This window comes from uncultured Chloroflexus sp. (genome assembly GCF_937951745.1).
GTDB lineage: Bacteria > Chloroflexota > Chloroflexia > Chloroflexales > Chloroflexaceae > Chloroflexus.
The window spans coordinates 1-18,829 of the sequence record NZ_CALFBQ010000016.1; the positions used below are offsets into that span (position 1 = coordinate 1).

Consider the following 18,829-nt stretch of genomic DNA (forward strand, 5'->3'; position numbering starts at 1 on the left):
AAAATTTTTGTATCGATTCAATGCATCATTTATAAGCAATGGGTTAAGATTATGTATGTGATTTGTATAAGTTAAACTTCTTATTTGAGTTCTAATTTTCACATTTTACAATTCATTAACCATTAAAAACATTGTTGTCAAACTTTCAATATGATTTGACAATTTTTTATTATCAATACAAATTTTTATGACAAAATAAGGCTAATATTTAACTTGTCCATTAACACTATCTATGATGCCCTCTCTTCACGAGACCGCGCCTCGCCGGCTTGCCGGTTGCTAACGCGCTTCCAGCATCTCCCCTCGCTGGCCAATCCTTATAGCGCATAGAGTACCGTATCGCTACCAAACCGCATTGCCTCACTCTTTCCCAAGGCGTCAAGCAGGATCCCCTTTTCGCCCCATTATCACAAGGAGCACTGCCATGTTTAGCCCCTCTCTACAACGGCTTTGGCGCGGGATCATCTGTTTGTGGCTCGTGATCGGCCTGTCAGCCGGGATTGCAACGGCGCAACCGGTGCCGGACTATCAAGCAGGCAGCGCACTGCGAGTATTAATCGATATACCGCCGGCAACTCTCGCCAATAGCTACAACATTACCACTGACACCACATGGACGTTGGCCAACAGTCCGTATTATGTCGCCTCACTGAGCATTGATAACAACGCTACTCTAACCATAGAACCGGGGGTGCGGGTAGTGTTCTCCCAAAATGGCAGTGTCAGTGTTTGGCAAGGCACCTTGCGCGCGATCGGTACCGCTGCCCAACCCATCACCTTTACCGGCAGCACCGCTGAAGCCGGCTGGTGGCGCGAGTTGGACGTGAGCGGCACTGGCACGGCCGAGATCGAGCAGGCTGTGATTGAATACGGCGGCGGTTACGGCAGCGTCTATGCCGATGGCGCCGCTAATCTGACTCTGCGCAATGTGACAATTCGCCAATCATCCGGCGAAGGACTACGCCTCTTCAACCGAACCGGTACGACTGTGCTTGAACAAGTAACCTTCGCGAACAATCGCTGGGGTCTTGCGGTTTACAATGTGGGCAACACAAGCCCAATCGGTGCCATCACGCTGACCGGTTGTACGTTTCAGAACAACACAGAATATGGCATCTACCAAGATACCATCAATATGCCGCTTACTTACACGAGTCATACTTTCACCGGCAATGGGTTGGCCGATATTGGCATCAACGGCGGTGATTTGAGCCGTACCCTCACGCTGGGGCCAACCGGCGCCAAGGTGCGTGTCTTGAATTCTTTTACAGTGCTAGCCGGCGCAACCTTGACCATTTCGCCGGGAACACGCTTGGAGTTTGCCGACTACAAGAAGATGTTTGTTGAAGGTGCGCTCAACGCTGCCGGCACTGCGACGCAGCCGATTGTGTTCACCGGCGTCAATAGGGAGGCTGGGGCTTGGCAGGGCATTCAGGTGCAACAAGCTGGTTCGGCAATCCTTGAGTACGCTACCATCGAATATGCAGGTGATTTTTACAATGCTGGTCTGAGCAAATTAGGTAGCGGTAATCTTACCTTGCGCAATTCGACCATCAGCGCCTACCGTTTTGGCCTGTACATCACGAACAGCACTGGCCGGCACGAGATTAGCCGTAATCTCTTTACTGGCAATCGGGTCGGCGTAATGGTGCAAAACCAACCGAGTACGATTGTTTTGACTAACAATTTGATCGAAAACAGTAGCGAATATGGTGTGCTGAATCAAGACTCCGCAACGGTGTTGGCCCGCTATAACTGGTGGGGGCACGCCAGCGGCCCACGCCATACCACCATCAATCCTAGCGGTCAAGGCAATCTGGTCAGCGATGGCGTCCTTTTTTACCCGTGGAATGATACCCGCACGGTCGAGCAAACAATTCCTACTCCCACCTACGTGATACTCAACACCAGTGGCCCCACCACTGTCAGCTCTGGCGAGCAGGTTGACTACCGGGTGACGCACGAAAATGGCACAAACTTGACCGTGCAAAACGCAGTGTTGCTAGTGCGCCTGCCGTACCTCGCCACATATGTCGAGAGCAGCGCCGGCGGCATCTATTGGCCGGAACGCCAGCAAGTCTTTTGGAAACTCGGCGATCTTGCCCCCGGCACGCAAGGCGAGCACTGGGTGCGCGTGCAGTACGATTGGGGCATCCCCAATATGCAAGCTGATAATACGGCAACATTTCTGATCGGCACGAATTACCTCAACGATAAGCTTGATCCGGCCCCTTATCTCTCATACGTCCCGAGGATCGTCACTGCGCAGCAATCGCTCACCCGCAGCCAATGGGACAGTGTCGTCGCCAGCGTTAGCCAGCTCAATAACTTATTCACCGCCGCCACTGCTGACAGCTTCCGCTGGATACGAGCTGATCGCGTTACACTCAACAATGGCAAAACCTATACCCAAGCCATCTTGCTCGACGGTTCCAGCCGGCGCATCCAATTACTCTCCTACGACGGTAGCAAGGCAGTCGCCAGTACCTTCGCCCCCGGTCGCTTTACAGTCACCGATGGTGCCGGCGGGTACGAATGGTATCGCGCTACCGATGAACAATGGATGTGGGGAAGTTGGGATAGCGCAAACCACGCCCCCCAACCGGGAACCTTGATAAGTCCGTGCGGCCTTGGTTGTTGCGCGAATAATTGCCTTACCCAAGCGGTTGTCAAGAATCTGATCGGGAAGGTGTCAACGATCATCGAGGCAGGTTTCACGGCGGTTAGTTGCTACAAAGCTTTCGAAACGGGCGCCGTCGATGATACAGCAAACTGTGCCGCAAATATTCTCAGCGAAATAAAAAAGGTAGAGAAGATCTACCCCATCCTTAGTGAAATGATGGACGTCGTCGAGTGCGCCAGCAAATGCGCCGGCGGTTCAACCGAATACGATTGCGAGCAGGATCAGATCACCTGTGACGCTGCATGGTACAACATCTATGCTTGGCTCGACGTGCCAAGCTATACCGTATGGCGCTGCTACAATGGCTGTTACAGCAACGTGCCGCAATTCGTTACCTGCGCGTTCGACCAGTGCTGCATTCCCGGCGTCGGTTGCGGCAATGTCGCCAACGGCGGGCACTGCCGGCCAGAATTGATCGGCCAAGCCCACGACCCGAACGAGATCCGCGGTCTTGCCGGCGATGTTGTGCCCGGCCAGTGGATGAGCTACACGATTGACTATGAGAATATGGGTAGCGGGCGCGCGTATGGCGTCTTTGTCAGCGCGCAGCTCGCACCGGTCTTCGATCCGGCAACGCTGCAACTTGGCAGCAATGCAACCTTTTACCCCGACCAACGGCTGATGGTGTGGGACATCGGCGAACTAGCACCAAACGGCCAAATCGGTTCGACCGGTTCGGTAACGATGACGGTGCGGCTGCGCAGCGATCTGACCACCGGAACAGTGGTTGTCCAGCAGGCAACGGTCTATTTCCCCAGTGCACGCGAAGAGACACCCACCAACACGTGGATCAATATCGTGAATCCCTTGGTCGCCGTGCCACAAGCCGTGACCACCAACTACCAAACGGCACGGACGATCACGCTCAGCGGCTTCGGCGCGAGCGGGTTGATCTACGAGATCGTCGATCAGCCAAGCCACGGCACCCTCACCGGCGCCCCGCCGAACCTCACCTACACGCCGGGAGCAAACGTAGCTGGCGCCGATGCCTTTACCTTCCGGGTACGCAGCGGCAGCGTGGCTAGCCGCGTCGCGCAAGTCACGATCACCATCAACGCTAGCGGCGACACTACCCGGCCCACCATCCTCTGGAGCAGTCCAGCCAACAATGCGAGCGGATTGGTTGCCGGCACGACGCCGGTCTATACCGATACCGTTGGCCCCGTCTTCGCGCCGGCCATTATGCTCGGCGCATCAGAGGCGCTCGATGGCACGACGGTGACGACCGGCACAGTGAAGCTCTTGCGCGCCAATGGCACCGAAGTACCGATCAGGGTTTCGTATACGCCATCCAGCAACCAGATCACTATTATGCCGCGCGAAACCTTGAGCAATGGCACTTATCGCGTGACAGTCACCACCGGGGTGAAGGATATAGCCAACAATACGCTGGCAGCGCCGTACACCACCAGCCTTACCATTGGCGTTCCGCCACGACAGGTCTTTGTACCGATGATCCAACGGTAATCTTGGTGGAGCGGGGGGCACGCCTTCGGTTTGCCCCCCGTTACCGGTTGACAAGAGAGTAGCTTCACCGCAAGATTGTCAACGGCAGCGGCACCGGTTGCGCGGTTACAACCTCACCGTTGCACACCTGAAATTGAGCAATTGGAATACCATCAGTGTCAGGACTGAGCATCACGTAAGCGATCTACCGGCCATCCACCGCAGCCCGTGATTGGCTCAGCCACGCCGCCTACGGCTGGCGCGTGGCGATCGTTACGTCCACCGCTCCCGCCGCAGATACCGGTAATGTCCCGCGCGCCAGCATCACCGGCCGCTCGGTGCCCGCTTCTGCGCCGAGAATTTCAAAGAGATCGGCGCATCCCAGATGCGCGCCGGATGGTGCAACAGTGCGTGGCTATCCCACGCCAGAATCCACGTCTGCAACAATGGATCAGCCCGGCTGCCGAGCAAGACGGTTGTCATCCGCATCGCCAACGGCCACGTCCAGAGAATGGTCAAAGCCAAAAACCAGCAGAAGGGCCAACTAATATGCCACCAGTACCGCCATCGCAGCCTCTTCTTTGTTGTCATCAGTCCTGCCGTCTCACTGCAACACCTATTCGGACACACTTACCCCATCGTAGCACACGTACCGCTACTTCCTACTCACCCTCTCCCGCCGGCCAAGCGCGCCGCTGCCGGCGAGCGCCTGAGGGTCGCCATCGCCCAGATCCCAATCGCCGGACCAATTGCCAACCCGGCAAACGCCCACCGCCAACCTACCAGCGCCACCATTGGCGGCACCAGCCAGATCGGGATCAGGGTCAGCAGAAAACCCAAACTGGTTTGCAAGGTCAAAGCAGTACCGGTGCGTCCGGCGGGTGAGAGTTCGCTCACCGCCGCCGAGAATTGGGCCGAATCAGCAACGACGGTCAAGCCCCAGAGCAGGGCAATGGCAGTAACTAGCCACGGATTGCCACCAAACGCCAAGCCAATCACCAGCGCGCATCCGCCACTGATGACCATCGCCGCAATCGTTATCGTGGTGCGCCCCAGCCGGTCGGCGAGCGCGCCGGCCAGCACACTACCGAGACCGCCCATAGCAATTGCGGCAAAGGCTGCAAAGCCAGCCCAATGCGCCGCCACGCCACTTACCTCGAAGCTGGCCAACAGGAAGAGCGGCAACCATGCCCACACCGCATACAATTCCCACATGTGGCCGAGATAACCGAGATTCGCTAACAACACGGGCCGCTCGCGCACCACGTCAACCACCTGAGACCAGCTAAAGCGCGGCGCAGCCACCCGCAATGGCCCTTCCCGCACCACCGCCGCCACCATCACACCGCCCAATGCTGCTAATCCGGCGGCCAACAGCAGCGTGCGCCGCCAATCGCCAACTCCGCCTAACACATTGAGCAAGTGCGGCGAAGCCGAACCGATCGTTAGCGCGCCGACTAACACCCCAATCGCTAACCCCCGCCCGCGCTGTGTCCACGTTGCCATGATCTTCATGCCGACCGGATACACCCCCGCTAGCGCTACGCCGGTCAGAAACCGCAACGGCAACGCCAGCGCCGGCCCCTCGGCAAACAACGCAATCAACGCTGTGCAGAGGGCCGCGAGTGCCGTCGCCCCGGCAAAAAACCAATGGGTGGGCCAGCGATCGGCTAACCCCAGCATCGCTGAAGCACATGCGCCCACTGCAAAGCCCAATTGAACCGACATCGTCAACCACGCCCGCCCCGTATCGTCTAACCTCCATTCGGCGGTTAATACCGGCATTACTGCTGAAGCGGAAAACCATGTGCCTTTTGCCAACAACACTGCTAGCGCCAGCCAAAGGATGACCGGCCACGGACGAGCCGGTTGAGTGGGGATGGTTGTCATGCGTTTACTCCGTAAACCAAACGACAATGTACGGTTGCAAAAGAATGACCCTATTTTACTGCACGCAACTATTGCACGTGCTATACTAACATCTGTCAATACCCGAAACGATCTATCAATCGATCCACCCACTACCCACAACGCCGCTCTGCGTGTGATGATACCGCGAGCGAGCACGACCGTTCATTCACAGGGAGGGACGACTATGGCTCAGCGCGATACGGAATCATCCGCTACCGCCCCGTTAACCATACGCGCCCGGATCGAGGCTCTCCGCCAGCAGCGCCACCGGCTCGAACAGGGCGGCGGCCCCGACCGGATCGCTCGCCAGCATCAGGCAGGCAAACTGACTGCCCGCGAACGAGTTCACCTGCTGATTGACCCCGATACATTTCAGGAACTTTACCTCTTTGCCCGTCATCGCTGCACTGCCTTCGGCATGGCCGACAAAGAGATGCCCGGTGAAGGTGTCGTTACCGGCTGTGGCACTGTTGATGGCCGGCAAGTGTTTGTGGCGGCACAGGATTTTACCGTTGCCGGTGGATCGGTTGGCGAGATGCATGCCGATAAGATTTGCCAAACGATGGATCTCGCGCTGAAGTGTGGTTCGCCGTTCATTACCATCAATGACAGTGGCGGCGCCCGCATTCAAGAGGGTATTGACGCACTGAGCGGCTATGGGCGCATCTTTTATCGCAACGTTTTGCTGTCAGGCGTGGTGCCACAAATCGCGATTATCGCCGGCCCCTGCGCTGGCGGCGCTGCTTATTCACCAGCCCTGATGGATTTCATCATTATGGTGCGCGGCAGCGAGATGTTCATCACCGGCCCTGAGGTGCTCAAACAAGTGACCGGCGAGCACGTGACCGGTGAAGAGCTGGGCGGGCCGGAAGCGCAAGTGCGCAGCGGCGTTGCGCATTTTATCGCCGAGAATGATCAAGAAGCGATCGCTATCTGCAAGCGGTTGCTCAGCTTCTTGCCGTCGAATAATCTCGAAGATCCGCCGGAACGCGGTGATGGTGAATTGCGCTTTTTTTCCGATCCGGCGCTCGATACCATCATTCCCGATGACCCGCGTGAACCATACGATGTTATTCCGATCATTAAGCGGCTGGTCGATGACGGTGATTTTCTTGAAATTCAGCACGGCTTCGCTGATAACGCCGTGATCGGCTTTGCCCGCATTGACGGCAACACCGTAGGGATTGTCGCCAACCAACCGATGGTGATGGCCGGCGTCCTCGATATTGACGCTTCTGACAAGATTGCGCGCTTTGTACGGTTTTGCAATGCCTTCAATATTCCCTTGATCACGTTCGTTGATGTCCCCGGCTTCTTGCCCGGCGTCGCCCAAGAACGCGGCGGCATTATCCGTCACGGCGCGAAGATGCTGTTTGCCTATTCGGCGACTACTTCACCAAAGATCACGATCATCTTGCGTAAAGCCTACGGCGGCGCGTATCTGGCGATGTGCGGCAAAGACCTCGGCGCTGATCGCGTGGCAGCGTGGCCGAGCAGCGAGATCGCGGTGATGGGGCCGGAAGGCGCGGTCAATATTATCTTCCGTGAGCAGATTAAGCAAGCGGAAGACCCGGCTGCCGCCCGCGCCGAATTTTTGCGTCTCTATCGGGCTGAATTCGCGTCACCCTACGTTGGCGCGTCCCGCAACCTGATCGATAGCATCATTGCGCCGAGCGAAACTCGGCGCTACCTCAGCCTCGCACTTGCATCCCTTCGTACCAAGCGCGAGTTCCGCCCACAGAAGAAGCATGGATTGGTGCCAATGTAAGGAGTAGCGATGTAGGGAGGCTGCATGATTGATCCGACTGCCGATCCATTCATTGTCGGTCTGCAAATTACAATCACAGGGGTGAGTATTGTCTTTATCGTACTGGCGATCGTCGCTATGGCGCTTGGCGCGCTGAGCGCCAGCCAACGTCTGTTCCAGTCTAAGACGGTTGCGCCGCCAACATCGGTGCCGGCCACCTCAACTTCACAACCGGCGACCGCCGATCACCTTGACCCCCAACTGGTTGCTGTGTTGACGGCAGCCGCTGTCGCAACGTTGCACAAACCGGTGCGGGTGCTGCGCGTGCGCTACTATCGCCAACCTTCAACAATGTGGACGCGACTAGGCCGGGTGAGCATTATGGCTTCCCACCAACTGCGCCGCTAACCCGTCACCACGCAACGGCCCGTCGTCTCCGTAACCGATAGGGGCGCTGCGGCACAGCGTCCCCAGCATCAACAAACCGGAGTCGCTATGAAACGCCTGCGTATTACTGTCAATGGTGTCAGTTACGAAGTCGAAGTCGAGGTCTTAGCCGACGATGACGATCCCATGCTCAACGCGCCAACCAGTATCAATGCCTTACCGCCGCCGAGAGCATCGACGCCGCCGAGTTCAGCACCGGCCCCCACTCCAGCCGCCTCGTCCCCGAACGCTCACCCAACCGGGCCGGGCGTACTGGTGTCGCCTATCGCCGGAATTGTGGCTGAAATCAAGGTCAACGTTGGCGATCACGTTAAAGAGAACGATCCGCTGGTCGTGATCGAAGCGATGAAGATGAACTCGAATGTCAGTTCGCCGGTAGCCGGCACGATTCGCGCGATCAACGTTAAGGTCGGCGATTCGGTGCGGCAAGGCCAACCATTACTGGAGTTTGCCTGATGGAATGGCTGATCGGCTTCTTTGAAGCGAGCGGGTTGGCCCATCTGGCATGGGGCAACGTGCTCATGATCATCGTCGGATGTGTGTTCGTTTATCTTGCAATCGCTCGCGGCTTCGAGCCATTGCTGCTCGTCCCGATTGGATTTGGCATCATCCTCGGGAATATGCCGTTCGAGCCGGGCATGGGGCAAGGCGTTTACGATCAGGGGAGCGTGCTTAATTATATCTACTTTGGCGTGGTAGCCGGTATTTTTCCACCGCTGATCTTCCTCGGTATCGGTGCAATGACCGACTTTTCGGCATTAATCGCGCAGCCGCGTCTGATCTTGCTCGGTGCAGCGGCTCAAGTCGGTATCTTTTTCACGCTGCTTGCAGCGATCTTTTTTGGTGCAAGATTACCGTTTCTTGATCTGGCTAGCGCCGATGACCCACTCCGTTTGTTGCGTGCAGCAGCCTCAATTGGTATCATCGGCGGCGCCGACGGCCCAACCGCCATCTTTATCACGTCACGGTTAGCACCCGATCTACTCGGTGCCGTGGCTGTGTCAGCTTACTCGTACATGGCATTGGTGCCGGTGATTCAACCGCCAATCATGCGCTTACTCACCACCCGCGAAGAGCGCCTCATTCGGATGCCACCACCCGCCGAGATCAACCGCACGCAGCGCATTCTCTTCCCGATTATCGGTCTGATTGTCTGTGTTCTGATCGTACCCGATACCTTGCCGCTGCTTGGCATGCTCTTCTTCGGCAACCTGCTTAAAGAGAGCGGCGTTACCGAGCGATTGGCGAAAACTGCCCGCAGCGCCTTGATCGATAGCGTGACGATTATGCTTGGCCTGACGGTTGGTGCGAGCACACAAGCCAGCAACTTCCTCACCCCACGCTCGATTGCTATTTTCGCGCTTGGTGCATTAGCCTTTGCAATCTCAACAGCCGGTGGCGTCTTGTTTGCCAAGTTCTATAATCTTTTTACCAAAAACAAGATCAATCCGCTGATCGGCGCGGCTGGCGTATCGGCCGTGCCAATGGCAGCCCGCGTTGCCCATTCGATCGCCCAAGAGGAAGATAATCAGAACTTTTTGATCTGGCAAGCGATGTGCCCGAATGTGGCCGGCGTGATCGGCTCCGCCGTCGCTGCTGGCGTCCTGTTGGTCATTCTACGCTAACCGGAAAGAGAATCCGGCGCGCTATCTGTGGCCATTCCGGCATCACCCGTAACGCGGTGCAGAGCATCACCAGATCGATGCTCCCATCTTGAATGACTGCATCGGCTAGCAGCGGATCGCTGAGTTGGCCGGAACCGATCACCACCGCCTCGCTGGCGATCCGGCGAATGCCCGCAATCAATGGGATTGTCCACCCCGGAAACCGGGCCACATCAGGTGTGTAACGAGTGACCGTCAAATCGAGGATCTGCGATCCGGCGGCGACGGCCCGCCGCGCAATCAGGCGCGCGTCTTGATGGCTCAACCCGCCGGGGATCAATTCAGCCGCCGGCATGCGCAGACCAACCCACAGCCGCCGGCCAAAGCGCTGGCGTATGTGCTCAATAATGGCGAGTACCGGTTGGATCCGATCGCTGGCAGCGCCGCCATTGCTCAACGTATGGAGCGGCGAGACGAGTTGCGCCAGCCCGCCATCGTCGGCAATCGAGAGGAAGACCCCATCAGCGCCGGCAGCTAATGCGCGCCATGTCGCTTGAAGGTACAGCTCAACCAAACTTGCTGCCGGCACGCCAACCGCCGGCACTTCCAGTAAAAAGACGATCCGGCTGCCAAAGGCATGCGCCGCCGCCGAGAGTCGGCGTAAACCGGGTAAAAAGCCATCGTGCCAAATGCCGAGGTGCGCTGCCGCTTCACCCGGTTCACAGATAAATAGCGGCTCAGTGACGATGAGACCAACCCCGGCCCGCGCCCGTCGCTCGTAATAGCTCACGAGCGCAGCATGACAGAATCCATCGCGCCCGGCTAGCCCACTCGGTGCCGGCGCCATCACAATCCGATTTGCCAGTCGCCGGCCGGCCACTTGTAGCGGTGTAAAGAGATCTGCCATACCACGCTCGCATTGCAACCTTACTTACCGTAGTATAGCCAGAGAGTTCACTCTTCTGCAAGGCGCTGCGCAAAGCGGAATCTTGACGGCGTTTGCTATAATGACGGTATCATGCGCCTATGCATTATGTCGCTGCCTAGTTCTTGAGACCTGTATGTCACCCATCGATGATTTGCCATCCGCTCGTCTGCGCTATGTGCTCTTGATGCTGGGCAGCGGACTCTTATTGTTCGGTACGTGGCTCTACTGGAATACCACGGCGGCGGCTCGCCCTATTGCCCAGTTCAACCGGTTGCCGATCGTGCGCACCGTCTACTTCCCGGCCACCGGCCATCACCTCTCCAATCGGGTTGGTTTTCTCGATTTCTGGCGCGCCAACGGCCAACTGCACACCTTTGGCATGCCAATCAGCGAAGAATTGGTGATCGATGGCCGGATCGTGCAATATTTCGAGCGCGCTCGCTTTGAGTATCATCCCGAATATGCCGGCACACCGCTGCAAGTCCAACTCGGTCTGATCGGGCAAGAATGGCTTGAACGCCAACCAATCGCACTGCCACCGGAACCCGCTGGCGTAGCCGGTGCTTTCTTCCCTGAAACCGGTTATACCCTGAGCGGCGAGTTTCTTGAGTTTTGGGAACGGTGGGGCGGGTTGCCGATCTTTGGCTTCCCGATCAGTGCCGAACACACTAGCGATGGCAGCGTTATCCAATATTTCGAGCGCGCTCGCTTGCGTTACCGGCCCGATGCCCTCTCGTCCTTTCTCCGCCAGCAACAGGCTATTTATGGTTTCGATCTCGATGCGCTGCACGAAGTGGCGATCGACGACGTAGGCCGCCAATTGGCCAACCTGCTCGGCATCAATACCGCGCCCGTTGCGCGCCTGCCCGGAGCAGTTGATTGGAGTCCGGCGCTATGGGAGCGCCGGATCGAAGTCGATCTGGCCCGCCAGCAACTCTTGGCCTACGAAGACCGGTTACTCGTTTTCACGGCACCGGTCGCAACCGGACGTGATGGCTTTAACACGCCGCGCGGCGCTTTCGCAATCTACTACCGCTTACCCGAACAGACGATGACCGGTTGCCTCGGCAGCGAGTGCTGGTATGTTCCGAACGTTCCATGGGTGCAATACGTGGTCGGCGGTGTCGCTTTACACGGCACCTATTGGCACAATGCCCACGGCAGCGGAGCGCGTATGTCGCATGGGTGCATTAATTTGCGGATTGATGACGCCCAATGGTTGTATGAATGGGCCGATCTCGGCGTACCGGTACAGATTTATTGAGCAGTGGAAGTCACTCCACGACATCCCCGTTTCGACAGCGCAGCGCAACTCTTCTCGCTGCGCCCGCCGCGCTCTCGCTGGCGCATCCGCATCGCAATGAGGCAAAGCTCACCGGCGAGACAACAGTCTCGAATTATTCCGTGCTATAATGGTGCAATGAATACCGTCACGCACAGGCACATCCACTATGCTGTACGTACCCGATGGCGTTCCTCCACTCATCAAAAGCGCGCTGGCCCGCGTCGAACGCACCCTACCGCAACCCGGCGAGATACAAGTCAGGCAAGGCGGGCGCGTCGAGCCAGATGATGTTATTGCGCGCGGAGTAGTGGTCAGTGCGCCGCACATCATCAATCTCGCCCGCGCGCTCAACCTGCCGCCAGCGCAGGCGACGCGAGCGGTTGTAGCGCCGATCGGCCAACCGATCAATGCCGGCGCCGTGCTGGCCCGGCGCGGCGGCCTGTTTGGCCGCCGCGTGCTAAGCCCGGTCAATGGCACATTACGCGCAGTTGATCCGGCCACTGGCTATGCGTTTATTGTACCTGAACCGCGCCAGATAACACTTACCGCCGGCATCCGCGGCATTGTGATGGAGATTATTGACAATCGGCGGATTGTGATTGAAACGCCTGCTGCGCAACTGTACGGCGCCGGCGGATTTGGCAGCGATTGCAACGGCGTCACCCGCTTGCTCACGCTCGATCCGAGCGAACCGATCACTGAGCAGATGATTGACGCCCAGAGCATGTTCGCCATCATTATCGGCGGCAGCGGGATCAGCGCGGCTGCACTCAGAAAAGCGGTTGAGCATCAGGTGCGCGGGATTGTCATCGGCAGCATTGCCGAACGCGAACTGCGTGCGTTCTTTCAGTGGGCCAAACGTGTACCATGGCCTATCGGCGTGCGCAATTGGCAATGGTTAGGCAACATTGCCGCACCGCTGACCATCGTGCTGACGGAAGGCATCGGCAATGCGCCTATGGCAGCGCCGCTGTTTGAATTGCTCGCCAACAACGACCGCCGTGAAGTCTTTATCGAGAGCAACACCAGCCTGCGCCAACCCCATCGCCGCCCGCGAGTGATCATCCCGCTATCACGCAGTAGTGCAGCATCGCTTGAACCGCCACGACCGCCGCTACGCATCGGCGCGCTTGTGCGCCTGCTCGATCATGACCATCTCGGCCAAACCGGCGTTGTGCGCAGTTTGCCGGCCTTGCCCCAACGCTTGCCTTCGGGAGTGCGTACTGCAGCAGCCGAAGTACTGCTGAACAGCGGCGAAGCGATTTGGCTGCCGCGCAGTTGTGTTGAAGTAATAGCCTGACTACGTTCCTACCTAAAATTTTTACTTCAAGTCGTAGCTATTTCGGGTATACTTATGGGCAGTGGTAGACGGTTACCCGATAAGCGATACCGCGAGAGAATTCAATGACCTATCGTATTGTTGTGGTCGCCCGCGCTAATCCTATCTTGCGAAGCTTACCAGCAGCCATGGCCGGCGATGCAACGGTGCAAATCTTCGACTCAGCCAATGACGCGCTCTGGGCCATTAGCACCGAGCCGCCCGATCTGGTGTTGAGCGAACTCGAACTCGACGAGATGAGCGGCCTCGATCTCGCCGAGATTGTGCCGAATTTTGACCCGCATACCCGGGTAGTATTGTGGGGCGCTGGCCTAAGCAATGCTGACCGCGAGCGGGCTAAGGCAGCCGGCGTGAGCACGGTGCTAAGCGGCGAGGTGAGTCTGGATGCGGTGCGTGCAGCCGTTAGCAGCGCGCTCGACATGCCGCGCGCTGCGCCGGCACCGCCCCCACCACCGCCGGCACCGGCAACAACGCGCACCACCACTGAGACGCCACGTAGCGAACCGCCCGCCCCGGTCGCGAAGGAAGAGCCGCCAGCACCGCCGGCTACCTCCCTGCCGCAGCGCCCCTTTACCCCGGCACGAGTGGTGCTGCCATCGCGGGCTGAACGCGAAGCGGCCGAACGCGCTGCACGCGAGGCGGCTGAGCGAGAAGCAGTTGAGCGTGCCGCACGCGAGGCGGCTGCCCGTGAAACGCCGCCGTATAAAGGCGGCTTGGCTGCCCGTTCGCGTGCAGCTGCCGAGCGACGAGCCAGTACACCAGCTTCCCCGGCAGCCACCCCTGCTGCGGCTGAGCCGCCGCTAACTTGGCGCAGCGATGGTCGGAACCTGATTGTCACCGAGCAAAATATTGCGGCGATCCGCAGCATCATGAGCCAATTAGGCCAAGATCTCGGCACGCAGAGCATTATGCTCACCGACCGGGCCGGGATGATACTCGTCGAGACCGGCGACAAAAGCAACTTACCGCTGATGATTGTCTTGCCGCTGCTCTCAACCGGGTTCTCGACGACTGGCGAAGTGGCACGCCAATTGCGTGAGGAAGATGCAACCAGCGTCTATATCCACGAAGGCGTCAACATTGACCTCTACTGCTTCGATGTGGCACAGCGGTTTTTGCTGGTCTTGATCTTCAACAAGCGGGTTGCAAGCTCGAAGATCGGCGCGGTGTGGGTGAATGCCAAACGCGCCATTCGCGAATTGCGTGATGTATTGGCGCGGTCGTCATAGGGTCGGTAGGGGCATAGCGTCGCTATGCCCCTACCGACCCTATGACGACCGTATGCCGGTCCTGTTCCCCTTCTCGCCCCGTCGTTTGCCCGTACCGCATAGCTATGGTATACTCGCGACGGCTTCGCAAAACCGTAACAATCTCTATCACCAAGCGGGTTGTTTGCGAAATTTTGCGAGGTGCGCTATACTGCTTGTGAAAGACGGAACAAAAAAGTGGTCGTTCGCGCTCCGGGCTGCAGCGCGCACAGGATATGGCGCTGAGCAATGCCCGACGTTGTCGAGCAGGAGGTAGGCGTTGTCAACGCGGACTCGAAACATTCTGATCATTGTAGGGGCGCTCATCATTTCGATTGCTAGCCGCTTTTTCCTGTACACAGGCCCGCCACACGTCGAAGTCGCCGCCGAAGTCATCTTTGACGGCATCCCCGGTTTTCCCATCACCAACTCGTTTGTCGTCACCATCATTATTGACATCTTAGTGATTGCGCTGGCGTTTGCTGCCACTCGCAATCTGCAGATGGTGCCACGCGGGTTGCAGAATGTGATGGAATTTATCCTCGAAACGTTGTACAATCTCTTCCGCAACATCAACGCGAAGTATGTCGCAACCGCTTTCCCATTGGTAGCGACGATCTTTCTCTTCGTACTGTTTGGCAACTGGTTTGGCTTGTTACCGGGGGTTGGCTCGATCGGCGTCTGCCACGAGAAAAAAGAGAAGCATGGCGTAGTCACCGAGGAGCGGTTAGCAATCGCCGGGCCGGCTAGCGTACTGGCAGCCGAGAGCGAAGAGATGTATGACACCTGCGCTTGGCAGGGCAAGAAGCTGATCCCGCTCTTCCGCGCGCCAGCAGCTGATCTCAACTTCACCTTTGCCATTGCGATCATCTCGTTCGTTTTCATCGAGTACTGGGGCTTCCGCGCCCTCGGGCCGGGCTATTTGAAGAAGTTCTTCAACCTGAACGGTATTATGTCGTTCGTCGGTATCATCGAGTTTATCTCTGAGCTAGTGAAGCCCTTCGCGCTGGCCTTCCGTCTTTTCGGCAATATCTTCGCCGGCGAAGTGCTGCTGGTGGTAATGGCCTTCCTCGTGCCGTTATTGCTCCCACTTCCCTTTTATGGCTTCGAGGTGTTCGTTGGGTTTATCCAGGCGTTGATCTTCGCGCTGCTAACCTACGCCTTCCTCAACATTGCCGTAACCGGCCACGATGAGGAGCATGCGCATTGACGCGGGTTCGCGCGGAATACTCCGCGATTGTTCGATAATGCTGGGATCGTTGCAGAGTCTGCTTTAAGGAGGCATCTCAATCATGGAGGGTCTGAATCTCGTCGCAACCGCGCTCGCCGTTGGTCTGGGCGCTATTGGGCCGGGTGTTGGCATTGGCATCATCGTGTCGGGTGCGGTGCAGGCGATCGGTCGCAATCCTGAAATCGAGAACCGGGTCGTCACCTACATGTTTATCGGTATCGCCTTTACCGAAGCGCTTGCCATCTTCGGTCTGGTGATTGCATTCTTGATCGGTTTCGGCGTGTTGCAGTAAAGTATTGCGCGTTTACGGGAGGTTTGCAGGGTGGAAGCACTAGGTATTAATCCGACCCTATTGATCGCGCAACTGATCAACTTTCTGTTGCTGATCTTCATTCTGCGCGCGCTGCTGTACCGGCCGGTAATGAACCTGCTGAATGAGCGCACCAAGCGGATCGAAGAGAGCGTCCGCGACGCTGAGAAGGTGCGCGAGCAGTTGGCGAACGCCAAGCGCGATTATGAGGCGGAAATCGCCAAGGCGCGGCAAGAGGCGGCCAAGATCGTGGCGCAGGCGCAAGAGCGGGCCAAGCAGCAGGAGGCTGAGATCATTGCCCAAGCGCGCCGCGAAGCCGAGCGCATAAAGGAAGAGGCCCGCGCGCAGGCTGAACAAGAGCGGGCGCGGATGATGAGCGAAGCCAAGACTCAGATCGCCGATCTGGTCACATTGACGGCGAGCCTCGTGCTCGGTGCCGAATTGCAGGCCCGCGGCCACGATGCGTTGATTGCCGAGTCATTGAAGGCGCTTGATCGCCGCAACTAACGTCGCAGACCGGCGCTACTAGTCTGCCAGAGGAAACAGAACGTATGGCAACGACCATTGATGCACGGGAGCTGGCCAGCCCGCTGGTAGAAGCGCTGCTTACCACTGCCGCTGAGCAGATTCGGGCCGCGGCGCCACGGATCGCCGGCCGTGCGCCGAGCGATGCTGCAGCAGCCCTACCAGACGATCTGCTGCCCCAAGTGCGTAATTTCTTGCTCGCAATGGCCAAAGAGGGGCTGACCGGCGAGTTGGGCGCCGTGGCAACCGCCTTGCAGAGCTATCTCGAGAGCGGCAGCCGTGTAATCGACGCGAGTGTGACCAGCGCGATCGAGCTGAGCAGTGAGCAGAAAGAGCACATTGCGAGCGAATTGCGCCAGCGCTACGGTGACGTCCACGTGACGTATTATGTTGATCCAACGCTGATTGGTGGGTTGATTATTCGGGTTGGCGATCAGGTGCTTGATAATAGCCTGCGCGCCCGCCTCAGCGCCATTCAGCGTGTATTGCAGGCAAGTTAGAGTAGCACTCAGCTCGCTGGCCCGGTGTCGCCGACCGCCAGCGCGACGGAGTAGAGCATGACGACGATTACTGAAGAATTGATCGCCCGGCTGAAGCAGGGGATCACCAGCGGCGTCGACCTTCAGCCGCGTCAGGTCAATGTCGGAACGGTGATTGCCGTCGGTGACGGCGTCGCGCGGCTGTCCGGCCTTGATCAGGTCGTCGCCTCTGAGATTGTCGAGTTCCCGCCCAAGGCCGGCCGGAATGAATCGATTTATGGCATTGCCCTTAACCTCGAACAAGATAGCGTCGCGGCGATTATTCTCGGCGATGACGAGACGATCGAGGAAGGGGATATGGTGACCTCGACCGGGCGCGTGATTTCAGTCCCGGTCGGGCAGGGTCTGTTGGGCCGTGTGGTTAACCCGCTCGGCCAGCCGATCGATGGCAAAGGGCCGATCCCGTATGACAAGACGCGCCCGATTGAGCGCATCGCCCCCGGTGTGATCACCCGCAAATCAGTTGATACGCCGGTGCAAACCGGGATTATCGCGATTGACGCACTGATTCCGATTGGGCGTGGCCAGCGCGAGTTGATCATCGGCGACCGCCAGACCGGTAAGACGGCTGTCGCAATTGACACCATCCTCAACCAGAAGGGCCAAGGGATGGTGTGTATCTACGTTGCGATCGGTCAGCGCCGCGCACAGGTAGCGCAGGTGGTCGGCACCCTCGAGAAGTTCGGCGCGATGGAGTATACGATTGTGGTGTCGGCGACCGCCTCGGAAAGCGCCGCCCTCCAGTACATTGCGCCCTATGCCGGCTGTGCGATGGGTGAAGAGATTATGGAGAATGGCGTGATGCTCAATGGGCAATTGGTGCGAGACGCCCTAATCGTCTATGACGACTTGAGCAAGCACGCCGTTGCTTACCGGCAGGTGTCGCTCTTGCTGCGCCGCCCGCCGGGCCGCGAAGCGTACCCCGGCGACGTGTTCTACCTGCACTCGCGCTTGCTCGAGCGCGCTGCCCGCCTCAGCGAGGAATACGGCGGCGGTTCGCTGACCGCGCTGCCGGTAATCGAGACGCAGGCGAACGACGTATCGGCTTACATCCCGACCAACGTCATTTCAATTACTGACGGCCAGATCTACCTTGAGTCCGACTTGTTCAACGCCGGCCAGCGCCCGGCGCTCAACGTCGGTATTTCGGTGTCGCGCGTGGGTGGCGCGGCGCAGACGCGGGCTATGCGCGCGGTGGCCGGTAAGCTGAAAGGCGAGTTGGCCCAGTTCCGTGATCTAGCCGCCTTTGCCCAGTTTGCCAGCGACCTCGATGCGACCACTAAGGCGCAGATCGAGCGTGGTCAGCGCCTGCAAGAGCTGTTAAAGCAGCCGCAGTATCAACCGTTGGCAGTCGAGGATCAGGTCGCTGTGCTCTATGCGGCCACCAACAACTACCTCGACGATGTGCCGGTGCCGATGATCACCAAGTGGCGCGACGATTTTCTGGCCTTCCTGCGCACCGCTCATCCAGAGGTGCGGAAGCTGATCTACGACAATCGCCTTGATCGCAAGTTCCCCACGCCGGAAGTGAAAGAGGCGCTGGAGTCGGCGATTAAGGAGTTTAAGGCAACCAGCAATTATAGCTAG

Annotated in this window: 16 protein-coding genes; 13 read left to right on the forward strand and 3 right to left on the reverse strand. The window is 58.2% G+C overall.

The features are described 5' to 3' along the window. Positions 1–424: 424 nt before the first annotated feature. Positions 425–4,150 (forward strand): right-handed parallel beta-helix repeat-containing protein, encoded by a 3,726-nt coding sequence (locus tag Q1A59_RS05000; protein ID WP_299644171.1) that lies wholly within the window; start codon positions 425–427, stop codon positions 4,148–4,150. A gap of 303 nt (positions 4,151–4,453) precedes the next feature. Here Q1A59_RS05000 and Q1A59_RS05005 read toward each other — a convergent pair whose 3' ends face one another. Next, positions 4,454–4,648, reverse strand: coding sequence for a hypothetical protein (locus Q1A59_RS05005; RefSeq protein WP_299644173.1), 195 nt, complete (start codon positions 4,646–4,648; stop codon positions 4,454–4,456). Between the two features lie 147 nt (positions 4,649–4,795). Next, a complete protein-coding gene (locus Q1A59_RS05010; protein ID WP_298401256.1) occupies positions 4,796–6,019 on the reverse strand; it encodes an MFS transporter in 1,224 nt (407 codons plus the stop codon). A gap of 205 nt (positions 6,020–6,224) precedes the next feature. Between Q1A59_RS05010 and Q1A59_RS05015 the strand changes: the two genes are divergently transcribed. The 4 genes from Q1A59_RS05015 (at position 6,225) to Q1A59_RS05030 (ending at position 9,859) form a co-directional block, all read left to right on the forward strand. Then, positions 6,225–7,808, forward strand: coding sequence for an acyl-CoA carboxylase subunit beta (locus Q1A59_RS05015; RefSeq protein WP_299644177.1), 1,584 nt, complete (start codon positions 6,225–6,227; stop codon positions 7,806–7,808). 24 nt (positions 7,809–7,832) lie between these two features. Then, positions 7,833–8,195: an OadG family protein gene (locus tag Q1A59_RS05020; protein WP_298401251.1), complete on the forward strand. Its 363-nt coding sequence runs from the start codon at positions 7,833–7,835 to the stop codon at positions 8,193–8,195. Positions 8,196–8,282: 87 nt separating this feature from the next. Then, on the forward strand, positions 8,283–8,690 hold the full coding sequence (locus Q1A59_RS05025; protein ID WP_298401249.1) for a biotin/lipoyl-containing protein: 408 nt from the start codon (positions 8,283–8,285) through the stop codon (positions 8,688–8,690). After that, positions 8,690–9,859 carry a sodium ion-translocating decarboxylase subunit beta gene (locus Q1A59_RS05030; RefSeq protein WP_298401246.1) on the forward strand — a complete coding sequence of 390 codons (1,170 nt, stop codon included), beginning with the start codon at positions 8,690–8,692 and terminating at the stop codon, positions 9,857–9,859. Before Q1A59_RS05025 ends, Q1A59_RS05030 begins: the two co-directional genes overlap by 1 nt. On the opposite strand, the gene Q1A59_RS05035 is transcribed toward Q1A59_RS05030, so the two are convergent. Beyond that, a complete protein-coding gene (locus Q1A59_RS05035; protein ID WP_298401243.1) occupies positions 9,846–10,745 on the reverse strand; it encodes an NADH:flavin oxidoreductase in 900 nt (299 codons plus the stop codon). The genes Q1A59_RS05030 and Q1A59_RS05035 overlap by 14 nt on opposite strands. A gap of 154 nt (positions 10,746–10,899) precedes the next feature. Here Q1A59_RS05035 and Q1A59_RS05040 point away from each other — a divergent pair, with 154 nt between their 5' ends. From Q1A59_RS05040 to atpA, 8 genes are all read left to right on the forward strand, one after another. Further along, positions 10,900–12,030: a L,D-transpeptidase gene (locus Q1A59_RS05040; protein ID WP_298401240.1), complete on the forward strand. Its 1,131-nt coding sequence runs from the start codon at positions 10,900–10,902 to the stop codon at positions 12,028–12,030. Between the two features lie 187 nt (positions 12,031–12,217). Next, positions 12,218–13,351: a hypothetical protein gene (locus Q1A59_RS05045; protein ID WP_298401237.1), complete on the forward strand. Its 1,134-nt coding sequence runs from the start codon at positions 12,218–12,220 to the stop codon at positions 13,349–13,351. A gap of 104 nt (positions 13,352–13,455) precedes the next feature. Further along, positions 13,456–14,619: a response regulator gene (locus tag Q1A59_RS05050; RefSeq protein WP_298401232.1), complete on the forward strand. Its 1,164-nt coding sequence runs from the start codon at positions 13,456–13,458 to the stop codon at positions 14,617–14,619. A gap of 298 nt (positions 14,620–14,917) precedes the next feature. Next, positions 14,918–15,847, forward strand: a complete 930-nt coding sequence (gene atpB, locus Q1A59_RS05055) for a F0F1 ATP synthase subunit A (RefSeq protein WP_299644184.1) — start codon at positions 14,918–14,920, stop codon at positions 15,845–15,847. Between the two features lie 82 nt (positions 15,848–15,929). Continuing rightward, on the forward strand, positions 15,930–16,160 hold the full coding sequence (atpE, locus tag Q1A59_RS05060; protein WP_012258898.1) for an ATP synthase F0 subunit C: 231 nt from the start codon (positions 15,930–15,932) through the stop codon (positions 16,158–16,160). Between the two features lie 30 nt (positions 16,161–16,190). After that, a complete protein-coding gene (locus Q1A59_RS05065) occupies positions 16,191–16,685 on the forward strand; it encodes a F0F1 ATP synthase subunit B (RefSeq protein ID WP_298401213.1) in 495 nt (164 codons plus the stop codon). A gap of 44 nt (positions 16,686–16,729) precedes the next feature. After that, positions 16,730–17,203: an ATP synthase F1 subunit delta gene (atpH, locus tag Q1A59_RS05070; RefSeq protein WP_298401210.1), complete on the forward strand. Its 474-nt coding sequence runs from the start codon at positions 16,730–16,732 to the stop codon at positions 17,201–17,203. Between the two features lie 57 nt (positions 17,204–17,260). Continuing rightward, on the forward strand, positions 17,261–18,829 hold the full coding sequence (gene atpA, locus Q1A59_RS05075; RefSeq protein WP_298401207.1) for a F0F1 ATP synthase subunit alpha: 1,569 nt from the start codon (positions 17,261–17,263) through the stop codon (positions 18,827–18,829).

Bases quoted from the DNA above. Each gene is read 5' to 3' on its own strand.
- Q1A59_RS05000 (WP_299644171.1), top strand. From the start codon at position 425: ATGTTTAGCCCCTCTCTACAACGGCTTTGGCGCGGGATCATCTGTTTG.
- Q1A59_RS05010 (WP_298401256.1), bottom strand. From the start codon at position 6,019: ATGACAACCATCCCCACTCAACCGGCTCGTCCGTGGCCGGTCATCCTT.
- Q1A59_RS05015 (WP_299644177.1), top strand. From the start codon at position 6,225: ATGGCTCAGCGCGATACGGAATCATCCGCTACCGCCCCGTTAACCATA.
- Q1A59_RS05020 (WP_298401251.1), top strand. From the start codon at position 7,833: ATGATTGATCCGACTGCCGATCCATTCATTGTCGGTCTGCAAATTACA.
- Q1A59_RS05025 (WP_298401249.1), top strand. From the start codon at position 8,283: ATGAAACGCCTGCGTATTACTGTCAATGGTGTCAGTTACGAAGTCGAA.
- Q1A59_RS05030 (WP_298401246.1), top strand. From the start codon at position 8,690: ATGGAATGGCTGATCGGCTTCTTTGAAGCGAGCGGGTTGGCCCATCTG.
- Q1A59_RS05035 (WP_298401243.1), bottom strand. From the start codon at position 10,745: ATGGCAGATCTCTTTACACCGCTACAAGTGGCCGGCCGGCGACTGGCA.
- Q1A59_RS05040 (WP_298401240.1), top strand. From the start codon at position 10,900: ATGTCACCCATCGATGATTTGCCATCCGCTCGTCTGCGCTATGTGCTC.
- Q1A59_RS05045 (WP_298401237.1), top strand. From the start codon at position 12,218: ATGCTGTACGTACCCGATGGCGTTCCTCCACTCATCAAAAGCGCGCTG.
- Q1A59_RS05050 (WP_298401232.1), top strand. From the start codon at position 13,456: ATGACCTATCGTATTGTTGTGGTCGCCCGCGCTAATCCTATCTTGCGA.
- atpE (WP_012258898.1), top strand. From the start codon at position 15,930: ATGGAGGGTCTGAATCTCGTCGCAACCGCGCTCGCCGTTGGTCTGGGC.
- atpH (WP_298401210.1), top strand. From the start codon at position 16,730: ATGGCAACGACCATTGATGCACGGGAGCTGGCCAGCCCGCTGGTAGAA.
- atpA (WP_298401207.1), top strand. From the start codon at position 17,261: ATGACGACGATTACTGAAGAATTGATCGCCCGGCTGAAGCAGGGGATC.